This is a genomic window from Brevibacillus brevis (assembly GCF_900637055.1).
GTDB classification, from domain to species: Bacteria; Bacillota; Bacilli; order Brevibacillales; family Brevibacillaceae; genus Brevibacillus; species Brevibacillus brevis.
Genome location: NZ_LR134338.1, coordinates 2,489,709 through 2,503,246 on the forward strand (window position 1 = coordinate 2,489,709; position 13,538 = coordinate 2,503,246).

Below are 13,538 nucleotides of genomic sequence, written 5' to 3' on the forward strand. Positions count from 1 at the left end.
ACTCGGCGAACGGTATAAAAAATGAGGAGGTGAGTCATGATGGCATTGACTCAAGAACGTAAAACTCAACTGATTCAAGAGTTCCGTACTCATGAGAACGACACCGGTTCACCGGAAGTGCAAATCGCTATCTTGACCGAAAACATTAACAATCTGAACGGACACTTGCGTACGCACAAGAAAGATCACCACAGCCGTCGTGGTCTCTTGAAAATGGTTGGTCAACGTCGTAACCTGTTGACATACCTGCGTGAAGCAGATGTTCAACGCTATCGTTCGGTTGTAGACCGCCTGGGTCTGCGCCGCTAATCAGCGTTTTGTAAAAAGCGGGTTCTTCCCGCTTTTTCTATCGTGTAGGAGGGTTTAGCGTAGCAATACGCTAAACCCATCCGAAACGAATAAAAAGCTGGAAACAATTTGCTTGCTTGCATTAGCTTCACAAAAGAAGCTTTTTTTATTATCTAGAACGACTGCCAAAGGTACCCATTTAATTTTTATCATGGCAGGAAATAATACATACAGGTAGAAAACAAAGTGTGAAATGCACATTGTTGTAAAGGAGGACTGCTAGCATCATGGAGCAACAATACCGTACATATGACTTCGAACTGGCAGGCCGAAAACTGACCCTGGAATTTGGCAAAATGGCTAAACAGGCGCATGGTTCGGTCTTGGTTCGTTACGGCGATACAGCAATCCTGTCTGCAGTTACAGTCTCGAAGGAGCCAAAACCACTTGACTTCTTTCCGCTGACTGTCAACTATGAGGAGCGTCTCTATGCGGTTGGGAAAATTCCTGGCGGCTTTATTAAAAGAGAAGGACGTCCGAGCGAAAAGGCTATTTTGGCTAGCCGCTTGATTGACCGTCCTGTCCGCCCTCTTTTTGCAGAAGGATTCCGTAACGATGTACAAATCGTAAATACTGTTCTGTCTGTGGATCAAGACTGCTCACCTGAAATCGCTGCGATGATCGGTACTTCCGCAGCGCTATGCGTTTCGGAGATTCCTTTTGAAGGTCCGATTGCAGGAGTAATCGTAGGACGAATTGACGGCCAGTTCGTCATTAACCCTACTGTCGCTCAAGCGGAGAAAAGCGATATTCACCTGACTGTCGCAGGTACGCACAAAGCGATTAACATGGTGGAAGCAGCTGCGAACCAAGTACCGGAAGCAGTAATGCTCGAAGCGATCATGGCTGGCCATGACGTGATTAAGCAACTGGTAGAATTCCAGAACAAGATCGTGTCTGAAATCGGCAAGCAAAAGATGGAAGTCATCTTGCATGAGGTTGATCCTGAAATCGATCAAGCTGTGCGTGCATATGCGGAAGCTCGCCTGAAAGAAGCTGTTCGCATCGAAGAAAAACAAGCGCGCTACGATGCTATTGACGATATCAAGGCAGAAACCAAAGAGCATTTTGCAGCCAAGGACCCTGAGGCATATCCAGAGCAGGAAAAGATGATTAGCGAAGTACTTGGCAATATTGTCAAGGATGAGGTTCGCCGTCTGATTACTGACGAGAAAGTTCGCCCTGATGGACGAGCTCTGAACGAAATCCGTCCGCTGTCCAGTGAGACAAACATTCTTTCCCGTACACATGGCTCCGCTATGTTTACCCGTGGTCAAACACAAGCACTAAGCGTTTGCACATTGGGTGCGCTGGGAGATGTTCAAATTCTCGATGGACTTGGTCTGGAAGAATCGAAACGTTTCATGCACCACTACAACTTCCCGCCGTATAGCGTGGGTGAAGCACGTCCGTTGCGTCCTCCAGGGCGTCGTGAAATCGGACATGGTGCGTTGGGTGAGCGTGCGATCGAGCCGATCATTCCATCTGAGACAGAGTTCCCATACACGATTCGTCTCGTATCCGAAGTAATTGAGTCCAACGGTTCCACGTCGCAAGCGTCGATTTGCGCGAGCGTACTTGCTTTGATGGATGCAGGTGTTCCGATCAAAGCACCGGTAGCAGGTATTGCGATGGGCTTGATCATGAGCAAAGATGAGAAATCTTTCTCGATCCTGACTGATATTCAAGGTATGGAAGATCATTTGGGTGACATGGATTTCAAAGTAGCGGGTACTGAGGCTGGTGTAACAGCTATCCAAATGGACATCAAAATTTCCGGTATCAACCGTGAGATTTTAGAGCTGGCCCTGGAACAAGCGCGTGTAGGTCGTTTGCACATCCTGAATCATATGATGAGCACAATTTCCGAACCGCGTAAAGAACTGTCTCCTTATGCACCGAAAATCATGACCATGACGATCAATCCGGAGAAAATTCGCGATGTAATCGGTCCACAAGGTCGTATCATCAATAAGATTATCGAAGAAACCGGCGTAAAAATCGATATCGAACAAGATGGACGAGTCTTCATCGCTTCCATCAACCACGAAGCGAATCTGCGCGCGAAACAAATCATTGAAGATTTGGTTCGTGAAGTAGCTGTTGGTCAGGTGTACCTGGGAACAGTAAAACGCGTAGAGAAGTACGGTGCGTTCATCGAGTTGTTCGCAGGTAAAGAGGGCTTGTGCCACATCTCTCAACTGGCTGAAGAGCGTGTAGCCAAAACAGAAGATGTTGTCGCAGTTGGTGATAAAGTACAAGTGAAAGTGACCGAGATTGACGACCAAGGTCGTGTGAATCTCTCTCGCAAAGCAGTTTTGAAAGAGCAAGCTGCTGCGGCACAAGCTGATGAAACACCAACAAAAACAGAATAAAGAAAAACAAAAGGCTTCGTCACTCGAAGAAATTCGTGTACGGAAGCTTTTTTCTTTTGTGTGCCAGATGATGTCTAAGTCGTCCCTTCCTCTCATACATTGGACAAGAGAGACTCGTACGATCGATGAGGAGGGCGGCGCCCTAATGAAGAATAGGACCAGGAGACTTTTGTTCATAGTTGTATATGGAGCAGCGCTGATCGTTCTCTTGAATTATCAGCCTATTCATCATTACATGAGTACGATAAAAAATGTCCAAGTAGTGAATGGAAATAGTAATGATAACGAAAAAGCGCGTTTACGGGCGCAGATTGAAAAGTGGAAAGAGGGAAGAGAGGAACAGCCGATAGATGCCGTCGTCGATCAGACGTGGAAGGCGATTCCCGGCTATAATGGCCGTGTAGTGGATGTAGAAGAATCAATTAATAAAATGCTGGCTGCAGGTGTGAACAGTCCAGATTTGCTGGTATACAAGGAAGTACCTCCAACGGTTTCGCTTGAGCAATTGGGAGCCCATCCCATCTATCGAGGAAATCCGAATAAACCAGCGATTTCTTTCATGATCAATGTGGCTTGGGGAAATGAGTATCTCGATTCGATGCTCAATACACTCGATAAACACAAGGTAAAGACGACTTTCTTTCTGGATGGCTCTTGGGTAAAACGCTACCCAGATGAAGCTAAAAAGATCATGGCACGTGGCCATGAGATTGGTAATCATGCGTATTCCCACCCCGATATGAACATACTGGGAACACAGAGGATTCATCAAGAGATAAGTCGTACACAAGATGTTATTTTTAAAACGCTGGAAGTAAAGCCTTCCCTGTTTGCACCGCCATCTGGTGCTTTTAACCAGCGCGTTGTACAAATCGCGCAGTCTTCTTACCAAATGAAGACGATTCTATGGACGGCAGATACGGTAGACTGGCAGAAACCATCGCCTGCTTCTGTGATCAATAAAATAAGCAGTAAAATGGGGAATGGTGTCCTCGTACTCATGCATCCTACTTCTACTTCCGAGGCCAGTTTGGATCAACTGCTGACAATCGCGAAAAAGAAGGGGCTACAGCCGACGACAGTCTCGGAGGTCATATCGAGTCGTAGACTCCCGTCACCGTAAATACATGTTCATTTATTGTGGAGACAAAGGAAGTTTGCTATAGTTAGACGTGTTTACAAGAAATTCCCCGAGGTTTCGGGTAGAGACAGATGAACAACCGAGGAGGATTTACGTGATACAACGTCATACGTGTGATAACGGTCTTCGAATCGTGACGGAACGGATTCCGTCCGTTCGCTCTGTTGCCTTAGGCATCTGGGTAGGGACTGGTTCGAAATATGAAAACGAGAAAAACAACGGGATTTCCCATTTTCTCGAGCATATGTTTTTCAAAGGCACAACAACTCGTTCTGCAAAGGAAATTGCGGAAACCTTTGATGAGATTGGCGGGAACGTGAACGCCTTTACTTCGAAGGAGTATACCTGCTATTACGCAAGGGTGCTCGACCAACACGCTCCAATCGCTCTCGATGTTCTTTCCGATATGTATTTCAACTCAGTTTTTGATGCAGCTGAGTTGGAAAAGGAAAAGAACGTCGTCATTGAAGAGATTAGCATGTATGAAGACACGCCAGATGATTTGGTGCATGATTTGATTGCACGCGCTTCGTACAGCACACACCCTCTAGGCTATTCGATTTTGGGTACGGAAGATGTTCTGCGCAGCTTGAAGCGTGACGATTTGCTCGCTTATATTGATCAGCACTACCTGCCAACGAATACGGTGATTACGGTAGCGGGTAATTTTGAAGACAGTTTGATTGAAGACATTCAAAAGCGCTTTCAGACTTTCTCGCGTTCAGGCAGTATGCCGACCTTGTCTACTCCTGACTTTGCTGGGAATGTTATCGCGCATCATAAGGCAACAGAGCAAGCGCATTTGTGCCTGTCTTTACCTGGGTTTAAGGTAGGGCATCCCGAAGTATACTCGTTGATTTTGCTAAACAACGTGTTGGGTGGCAGCATGAGCTCGCGCCTGTTCCAAGAAATTCGAGAAGAGCGCGGCTTGGCATACTCTGTTTATTCCTATCATTCGTCCTATAAAGAAGCGGGTACATTCCAAGTTTATACAGGAACGGCACCAGAGCAAGTGGGACAGGTATTTGACATCGTCTCGCACGTCCTGCGCGATGTCGCTGATCATGGAATTACTGACAAAGAGCTGAACAAAGGAAAAGAGCAGCTGAAAGGCAGCCTGATGCTCAGCTTGGAAAGTACGAATAGCCGAATGAGTCGACTTGGCAAAAATGAACTCTTGCTGGGCCGTCACCTTAGTCTAGACGAGATCATTGCCAAAATTGACCGTGTTTCCCATGAATCTGTTTTGGCTGTGGCGCAGCAGCTGTTCCGTTCCAAGATGTCTATGGCAATGGTGAGTCCACTCGACGGCTTCCCTGAAAACGTGAAGAACGATATTTTACTGTAAGCAAAAATCCGGCATAGCCCGGATTTTTTTGCGTATATCAACAGTAAATGAAAGGACAAAGGGGGCTTCTCCATGCGCTTAAGCGAGTTGGGTGGGAAGGAGATTATCGGACTGGACAACGGGGAGAAAATGGGAGTTATCAGTGATTCCGATTTAGTCATCCATCCCGAAAACGGTACAATTCAATCCATCATCTTGCCAGGAGGTAGTTTCTTTGGATTCGGCAAGAAGCGAGAGGACCTCGTGATCCCATGGAGCTCCATTGTAAAAATTGGGCCAGATATGGTCATCATCCAGCTTCAAACGCCTGAGGCACAGGCTTCCCAAAAGTAGGCGCTACTGTCACCGAAGTAGCAGGAGCGGAATAGGATGGGGGTAGACCGCATGGATTTCCGTCAACTTTTCCAAAAGGAAAACCTTTGCGTTCCGATCATTTAATGCAGTAAAATGTGTGGAAAGGGGAACGCAGCATGCTAACGGGCATACATGTTGCCTTCATCGGCGGAGACGCTCGCCAGTTGGAAGTCATCAAGCGGTGCATACAACTGGATGCTAGCGTCACGTTAGTTGGCTTCGACAACCTGGAAAGTAATTTTACAGGGGCAACGAAGAAACCATTAACATGCGATGTGTTGAAAGACGTGGACGCCCTCATCCTACCCATCGTAGGGACCGATGACCAAGGATACGTGGAAAGTATTTTCTGCTCCAAACAACTGCAGTTGCTAGATGAACATGTGGCAAGTCTGCCGAGTCATTGCGTGGTTTACACGGGAATGGCAAAGCCTTATCTGAAAAAGCTGTTGGCTTCCACACAGCTTCCTCTCGTGGAGCTATTGGATCGTGATGACGTAGCTATCTATAACTCTATCCCTACTGTAGAGGGAGCGTTAATGATGGCGATTCAACATACGGATATTACGATTCATGGATCACAGTCAATTGTTTTGGGATTGGGCCGAACAGGTTTGTCCATGGCTCGAGCATTGCATGCGTTGGGAGCCCGCGTAAGAGTGGGGGCCAGGCGTCAGGAACACTTGGCACGCATTTATGAGATGGGATTGACTCCCTTCCATATAAGCGAAGTAAGGAAACAGGTTACGAATGCTGATTTCATTTTTAATACCATCCCGCAATTGTTACTCACAGCAGAAGTGATTGCTCAAATGCCTCAATCCGCGTTTATTCTTGATCTTGCCTCCAAGCCAGGGGGAACGGATTTTCGTTACGCTGAAAGACGAGGTATCAAAGCTCTTCTTGCTCCCGGATTGCCTGGAATCGTTGCACCGAAAACCGCTGGACAAATTTTAGCCCAAACATTGTCTCGTCTTATTGCGGATCAAAGGAAAGCGCCAGGAGGGGATGCAACATGAGTAAGCTTCAGGGAAAGACCATTGGATTTGGTTTGTCTGGATCGCATTGCACCTTTGAGGAAACCATGCCGCAAATTAAGCGATTTGTGGATGCTGGGGCACGGGTAGTACCGATCGTATCGAATACGATTATGACCACAGATACACGCTTCGGTACTTCTCAAAGCTGGCAGCAACAAATCAAGGAACTGACGGGGGAAGAGCTTATTTCGACGATTCCTCAGGCTGAGCCGTTGGGACCTTCCAAGTTGTTGGATGTCATGCTGATTGCGCCTTGCACAGGCAGTACGACGAGTCGGTTGGCGAATGCCATTACGGATAGTGCTGTACTGATGGCGGCTAAAGCGACGATGCGTAATCTGCGACCCATTGTGATTGCCATTTCCACCAATGATGGTCTGGGATTAAATGCAGCCAATATTGCCAAGCTATTGGCCGCGAAACATATGTATTTCGTGCCGTTCGGGCAGGATGCCCCGGATAAAAAACCGAACTCGCTTGTAGCTCGTATGGATCTCCTCTTGGAAACATGCGAAGCAGCTTTGGAAGGACGACAATTGCAACCCTTGCTCATCGAAAGATTTAACTACTAATAAGACTACAGAAAAAACAATAAACCTGCTTTTTCGCGATTAGGAGGAGAGTAAGAGATGGCAAACCAACTGACTTTCAATGTTGCTGTAGTCGGTGCGACTGGTGCAGTCGGACAGCAAATGATTCAACTATTAGAAAAGCGCAACTTCCCAATCAAACAGCTTAAGCTGCTTGCTTCTGGACGTTCTGCAGGAAAAACGGTCACGTTCAAGGGACAAGAAATTGTGCTGGAAGAGGCGACTCCAGACAGTTTTGCAGGGGTTGATTTTGCCTTGTTTAGTGCTGGCGGATCGGTCAGTAAGGAACTGGCTCATCACGCAGTGCGTCATGGTGCAGTTGTCATTGACAATACCAGCGCATTCCGGATGGACCCAGATGTTCCTCTCGTTGTGCCAGAAGTAAACATGGATGCTGCGCTCGCCCATAATGGAATCATTGCGAATCCGAATTGCTCTACGATTCAGATGGTTGCCGCTCTAAAACCCCTGTATGATCGTTTTGGTATAGACAGAATTATCGTTTCTACTTACCAGGCAGTATCAGGTGCAGGTCAATCTGCGATCAATGAATTGCTCGACCAGAGTCGAGACATTTTGGATGGTAAAGAACCGCAGTGTAACGTACTTCCCGTAGGCAAATTGCCTGTACATCATCAGATTGCGTACAACGCGATTCCGCAGATTGATGTGTTCACCGACAATGGTTTTACTTATGAAGAAATGAAAATGGTCAATGAGACCAAAAAAATCTTCGGTGATGACACTGTACTTGTTTCAGCTACTTGCGTACGTATTCCAGTGGTCTACGGCCATAGCGAGTCGGTATATGTAGAGCTGAAACAGGATTACGATCTGGCAGAAGTAAAGGCCCTGCTGAAAAACGCTCCTGGTATCGTGTTAGTAGATGCGCCGGAGGAACAGCAGTATCCACTCGCTACTGATGCAACAGGCAAACTGGAAGTATTCGTGGGCCGGGTGCGTCGTGATCTCCATCATCCTCGTGGACTGCATATGTGGATCGTTTCTGACAATCTTCTCAAGGGTGCAGCATGGAATACAGTACAAATCGCTGAAGAACTCATAAAAGCAAGAGTATAGGGGAGAGGTTAGTGAAGATTCTCGTCCAGAAGTTCGGTGGTTCTTCCTTGACGACGGAGGATTGCCGGATGCGGGCAATCTACCATATGGAAAAAGCAATTGATGAGGGCTATGCCCTCGTCGTTGTCGTATCGGCGATGGGGCGCAAAGGTGATCCATACGCAACCGATACACTTTTGCAGTTGGTTCGTGCGAATGGGAACCAACTGCCAAGTCGAGAAATGGATATGCTGATGCATACCGGAGAAATCATCTCTGCAACAGTCATGTGCAGCATGCTGAATGCACGAGGAATTAAAGCTACGATTTTGACAGGCGGTCAGGCAAATATAGTGACCAGCGACGACTTTACGAATGCACAAATTATGTCGATCGATCCAGGTCGCATTTTGCAGGACTTGCAGGAAAGTCAAGTTGTGATCGTTCCAGGGTTTCAGGGACGCACAGCCGAGTGGGAAATTACGACACTGGGACGAGGCGGAAGCGATACGACTGCAACCGCTCTCGGTGTCGCCTTGAAGGCTGAAACGGTGGATATTTTCACCGACGTGGAAGGCATCATGACGGCGGACCCGCGTATCGTCGAAGAAGCGCAGCGGCTCGGCATGGTGACCTACACGGAGATTTGCAACATGGCTCACCTGGGTGCAAAAGTTATTCATCCTAGAGCGGTGGAGATCGCGATGCACGCAAACGTGCCGATTCGTGTTCGCTCTACGTTTTCGGACGACCCCGGTACACTTGTTACGACTATGCTGGAGATCGGGAAAATGGGCTACACTGTACACGACAGAGTCGTTATGGGAATTGCTCATGTACCAAACATTACTCAGATCAAGGTCGCGAACAAAGAAGGGTCTTACGATACACAGCTGCAAGTCTTCAAAACGATGGCAACCAATAACATCAGCGTAGATTTCATCAATGTGAACCCAATGGGTGTTGCTTACACGGTCCATGATGAAATGGGAGAAAAAGCTGCTCGTCTGTTAACGGAAATGGGATACGAGCCGCAGCTTTTGCCGCATTGCGCAAAAGTGTCCGTGATTGGTGCAGGAATGACGGGCGTACCCGGCGTGATGGCGAGAATCGTGGAGGCACTTACCCAAGAAGACATTCAAATTCTTCAATCGGCAGACTCTCATACTACCATCTGGGTACTCGTGCATGAAATGGATATGGTGAAGGCTGTTCGTGCGCTTCATCAGCAGTTCAACCTGCATGTTCAACATATGTAAGAGCATATCCTGACTTAAATACCTACTGATCACGATAAGAGGAGTTGGAGAGGTAGTGGCACGTTTTGGTCGACTGGTTACCGCTATGGTAACGCCTTTTAATGAGCAGCTACAGGTCGATTACGATAAAACAGAGCGACTGATTGACCATTTGATTGCTAATGGCACAACTGGAATTGTACTGAGTGGTACCACGGGTGAATCACCGACTTTATCTCGTACGGAGAAGCTCGATCTTTTCCGTCACGTGGTTTCCTATGCAAAAGGAAGATGCCACATCATTGCGGGAACAGGCAGTAATGATACAGCATCAAGCATCGAGTTCACCCAAGCTGTACAATCCATTGGCGTAGATGCTGTCATGGTCGTTGCTCCTTATTACAGCAAGCCATCACAGGAAGGACTTTACGCACACTTCAAGGCATTGTCGGAATCGACCGAGCTGCCCGTGATGCTGTATAATGTGCCAGGAAGATCCGTAGTCAATATGACTGCCGAAACGACACTTCGTTTGGCGGAACTGCCCAATGTGGTATGCATCAAGGAAGCCTCCGGCAATTTGTCGCAGATGGCGCAAATCATTGAGCATGCCCCGGAAGGCTTTGAGCTGTACAGTGGTGATGATGGCTTAACCTTGCCGATCCTGTCTATCGGTGGGGTGGGCATTGTCAGTGTGGCGAGTCATGTAGTTGGCCGCCCAATGACAGACATGATGGACGCCTATTTTGCCGGTAACTATACGGAGGCAGCAAGACTCCATCGCAAGCTGTTGCCGATTTTTGAAGGCCTCTTTGCCTACCCGAGCCCAGGACCAACCAAGGTCGCCTTAGAAAAGCTCGGGGTTCAAGTTGGCGGCGTTCGACTACCTTTAGTCGAGCTGAACGAACAAGAAAAAGCATTCGTGCATTCTCTGCTTGTTTAACTCCATAGAAGATCAAGAGCCATTCCTACCTGGGATGGCTCTTTTTCCTTGTGTTCATGATTTCACTTCGGGTATAATAAAAACAAGTGATTTGGGGCGGTTTTTTTGAGTGGACATGACAACTAAATATAGGAGGTTACACGTTTTGGCAAAATCGAATCACTCTGTTCTCGTTTTCGCCCTGGGCGGAGTCGGCGAAATTGGGAAGAATATGTACGTGGTACAAAGCGGTGACGACATCGTAGTGATTGATGCCGGATTGAAGTTCCCGGAAGAGGAAATGCTGGGGATTGATATGGTTATTCCGGATATCACCTACTTGGAGGAACATCGCGACAAGGTTCGGGGTATTATTATTACGCATGGACACGAAGACCACATCGGCGGCCTCAGCTACGTGCTGAAGCATTTGAAAGTCCCGGTTTATGCGACAAAACTTACCCTTGGTTTAATTGATGCAAAGTTAAAAGAAGCGGGCATCCTACATGAAACAAAACGCGTATTGATCAACAGCGACTCGGAAGTCGTTCTCGGAAAGATGAAGGCGACCTTTTTCCGCGTAAACCACAGCATCCCGGATTGTGTAGGGGTATGCCTGGATACGCCAGAAGGTTACATCGTTCATACAGGAGACTTCAAGTTCGATCAAACGCCTGTTAACAATCAGGTAGCTGATCTGGCAAAAATGGCGATGATTGGTGACAGAGGCGTTTTGTGCTTGCTCTCTGACAGTACGAATGCAGAACGGCCTGGATTTACCGGATCGGAACGCTCAGTGGGCAAAGCACTCATGGATGTGTTCAGTAAAGCATCTGGACGTATTGTTGTTTCTACGTTTGCATCAAATGTTCACCGCATTCAACAAGTGGTGGACGCTGCTGCACAGTTCAACCGTAAATTGACGGTTGTCGGTCGGAGCATGCAAAATGTTATTAATATCAGTAGAGACTTAGGGTACTTGTTGGTCCCTGAGGGCTTGATTGTTGAGATCGATGAAATCAACAAGCTGAATGCTGAACAAGTCGTTATTTTATCAACTGGAAGCCAAGGAGAGCCTATGTCCGCGCTCACTCGGATGGCCCGATCCGCCCATCGGAAAATTGACATCCTTCCAGGGGATACAGTTATTATTGCAGCCACTCCCATTCCAGGGAATGAAAAATACGTGGCGCGTACAATTGATCAATTATCGCGTATTGGTGCAGATGTCATTTATGGTGGCCATGGACCTAACGGAACCGTCCACGTCTCCGGTCATGGTAGCCAAGAAGAATTGCGCCTAATGCTTAACCTAATGAAGCCTAAGTACTTTATTCCTGTTCACGGTGAATATCGCATGTTGAAAACGCATGCCTTACTTGCTGAACAGGTTGGCATTCCTGAAGAAAACACGTTCTTGCTGGATAACGGCGATACAGTTGAATTCTTAGGGGGCAAGGCCCGTTACGGTGGAAAAGTCCATGCTGGCAACGTTTTGATTGACGGCTTGGGTGTTGGTGATGTAGGAAACATCGTACTTAGAGATCGCAAATTACTGTCACAAGATGGCATACTGGTAGTTGTCGTTACACTCAGCAAACAAAATGGCACGATTTTGTCAGGTCCAGACATCATTTCTCGCGGTTTCGTCTACGTGCGTGAATCCGAAGAGTTGTTGGATGAGGCAAATCGCATAGTGACCCAAACACTTGTCAAATGTATGGAAGAAAATGTGAATGAATGGTCTTCACTAAAAAATAACGTAAAAGAGTCATTAGGCCGTTATCTGTACGAGCAAACGCGCAGACGTCCGATGATCTTGCCGATTATCATGGAAGTGTAGGATCACTTGAAAAAGAGCTGGAAATCCTTTCGAAAAAGGGTTTCTGGCTTTTTTTGGCTTTATGGGCGCATGATTTTTCCTCCCCTTATCCATACTACAGAGGAAAGTGAGGGAGGATCATCCATGTCGAATCAACAATTTAGCGATTTTTTAAATAGGCCGCCGTTTGCAAACACACCGGTAAATAGGAAAGAATCCCAGCCAAAATCACCAACTAATGATCAGGAGCCTGCTGCCTCGCCACCATCGGAAGCACCTGCACAGGAAGATCCGAAGAAAAAACTGCTCGATTCCATTACGCAACTGGGTCAGACAAACGTCCCACAGCTCGAAAGCAATATTTATTGTATGACCATCATCGGACAAGTAGAAGGGCATATTCAGCTGCCTCCTCAAAATAAGACAACCAAATACGAGCACCTCATCCCTCAATTGGTTGCGGCAGAACAAAACAGCAAAATAGAGGGTGTCCTCGTTATTTTGAATACGGTTGGTGGGGATGTTGAAGCGGGCTTGGCGATTGCAGAAATGGTATCCTCCTTGTCCAAACCGGTAGTCACACTCGTACTCGGCGGTGGTCATAGTATTGGTGTGCCAATCGCTGTAGCTGGTTCGTACTCGTTTATTGCAGAAACAGCCACGATGACGATTCACCCGATCCGTTTGACGGGACTTGTGATTGGTGTGCCCCAAACGTTTGAGTACTTGGACAAAATGCAGGATCGTGTAGTAAGCTTTATTGCCCGTCACTCCAAAGTTTCAGAAGAAAAGTTCCGTGAGCTTATGACCCGAACCGGTGAATTGACACGAGACATTGGAACCAATGTGATTGGCGTAGATGCGGTGAAATATGGATTGATTGATGAAGTCGGTGGCCTTGGTAGTGCTCTGAAAAAGCTGAACGAACTGATCAAAGCGCAAAAAGGCGAGGAGAGTGTACTCCAATGATCTTATACTCCATCATTCCGATGGAAACGGTGTTTGAGAACATGGAGCAAGTGGAGAAACAAGAGCTGAAAGAGATTGCGGTAGGTCATGCCACAATGCTCATTGAGCAAACCGGACCGTTTGAAGGAAAAATCGTCAGGTTGATTAGCCCAGATCCGCAAGACTACCTGAAGGAGCAGTACGCACCCGGACAAAAAATTCAGTTTCAACCTGAATGGCTCGCCTAAGAAGTCCTGTATTTCTATGAATTTCCTGTGTTATACTAGTAATGTACGAACAGCAGCCGAACACGCGACGGCTGCCTTTTTTAACGAAGAGGAATTTATAAATGA

Annotated in this window: 13 protein-coding genes; all 13 read left to right on the plus strand. The window is 47.2% G+C overall.

What is annotated here, in order from left to right; all coding sequences use genetic code 11:
• Nucleotides 1-39 precede the first annotated feature (39 nt).
• A complete protein-coding gene (rpsO, locus tag EL268_RS12545; RefSeq protein WP_015891708.1) occupies nt 40-309 on the plus strand; it encodes a 30S ribosomal protein S15 in 270 nt (89 codons plus the stop codon).
• 266 nt (nt 310-575) lie between these two features.
• A complete protein-coding gene (pnp, locus tag EL268_RS12550) occupies nt 576-2,723 on the plus strand; it encodes a polyribonucleotide nucleotidyltransferase (protein ID WP_106653495.1) in 2,148 nt (715 codons plus the stop codon).
• Between the two features lie 145 nt (nt 2,724-2,868).
• Nucleotides 2,869-3,846, plus strand: a complete 978-nt coding sequence (locus tag EL268_RS12555) for a polysaccharide deacetylase family protein (RefSeq protein ID WP_106653496.1) — start codon at nt 2,869-2,871, stop codon at nt 3,844-3,846.
• A gap of 112 nt (nt 3,847-3,958) precedes the next feature.
• Nucleotides 3,959-5,212, plus strand: a complete 1,254-nt coding sequence (locus EL268_RS12560) for a M16 family metallopeptidase (protein WP_106653497.1) — start codon at nt 3,959-3,961, stop codon at nt 5,210-5,212.
• A 72-nt stretch (nt 5,213-5,284) separates the two neighbouring features.
• Nucleotides 5,285-5,545, plus strand: coding sequence for a YlmC/YmxH family sporulation protein (locus tag EL268_RS12565; protein WP_106653498.1), 261 nt, complete (start codon nt 5,285-5,287; stop codon nt 5,543-5,545).
• 137 nt (nt 5,546-5,682) lie between these two features.
• The gene (dpsA, locus tag EL268_RS12570; protein ID WP_106653499.1) at nt 5,683-6,585 is read left to right on the plus strand and encodes a dipicolinate synthase subunit DpsA; all 903 of its coding nucleotides are present in this window, start codon (nt 5,683-5,685) and stop codon (nt 6,583-6,585) included.
• Nucleotides 6,582-7,178: a dipicolinate synthase subunit B gene (locus EL268_RS12575; RefSeq protein ID WP_106653500.1), complete on the plus strand. Its 597-nt coding sequence runs from the start codon at nt 6,582-6,584 to the stop codon at nt 7,176-7,178. The genes dpsA and EL268_RS12575 overlap by 4 nt, the downstream gene beginning before the upstream one ends.
• A 57-nt stretch (nt 7,179-7,235) precedes the next feature.
• Nucleotides 7,236-8,276 (plus strand): aspartate-semialdehyde dehydrogenase, encoded by a 1,041-nt coding sequence (locus EL268_RS12580; RefSeq protein ID WP_047067813.1) that lies wholly within the window; start codon nt 7,236-7,238, stop codon nt 8,274-8,276.
• Between the two features lie 11 nt (nt 8,277-8,287).
• A complete protein-coding gene (dapG, locus tag EL268_RS12585; RefSeq protein ID WP_106653501.1) occupies nt 8,288-9,514 on the plus strand; it encodes an aspartate kinase in 1,227 nt (408 codons plus the stop codon).
• Between the two features lie 55 nt (nt 9,515-9,569).
• Complete coding sequence (dapA, locus tag EL268_RS12590) at nt 9,570-10,436, plus strand: 4-hydroxy-tetrahydrodipicolinate synthase (protein WP_106653502.1); 867 nt, start codon at nt 9,570-9,572, stop codon at nt 10,434-10,436.
• 115 nt (nt 10,437-10,551) lie between these two features.
• Entirely contained in the window at nt 10,552-12,258 is a 1,707-nt protein-coding gene (locus EL268_RS12595; RefSeq protein ID WP_211330243.1) for a ribonuclease J, read from the plus strand.
• Nucleotides 12,259-12,381: 123 nt separating this feature from the next.
• Nucleotides 12,382-13,206 carry a ClpP family protease gene (locus EL268_RS12600; RefSeq protein ID WP_106653504.1) on the plus strand — a complete coding sequence of 275 codons (825 nt, stop codon included), beginning with the start codon at nt 12,382-12,384 and terminating at the stop codon, nt 13,204-13,206.
• Nucleotides 13,203-13,433: a YlzJ-like family protein gene (locus EL268_RS12605; RefSeq protein ID WP_047067802.1), complete on the plus strand. Its 231-nt coding sequence runs from the start codon at nt 13,203-13,205 to the stop codon at nt 13,431-13,433. The genes EL268_RS12600 and EL268_RS12605 overlap by 4 nt, the downstream gene beginning before the upstream one ends.
• Nucleotides 13,434-13,538 lie beyond the last annotated feature (105 nt).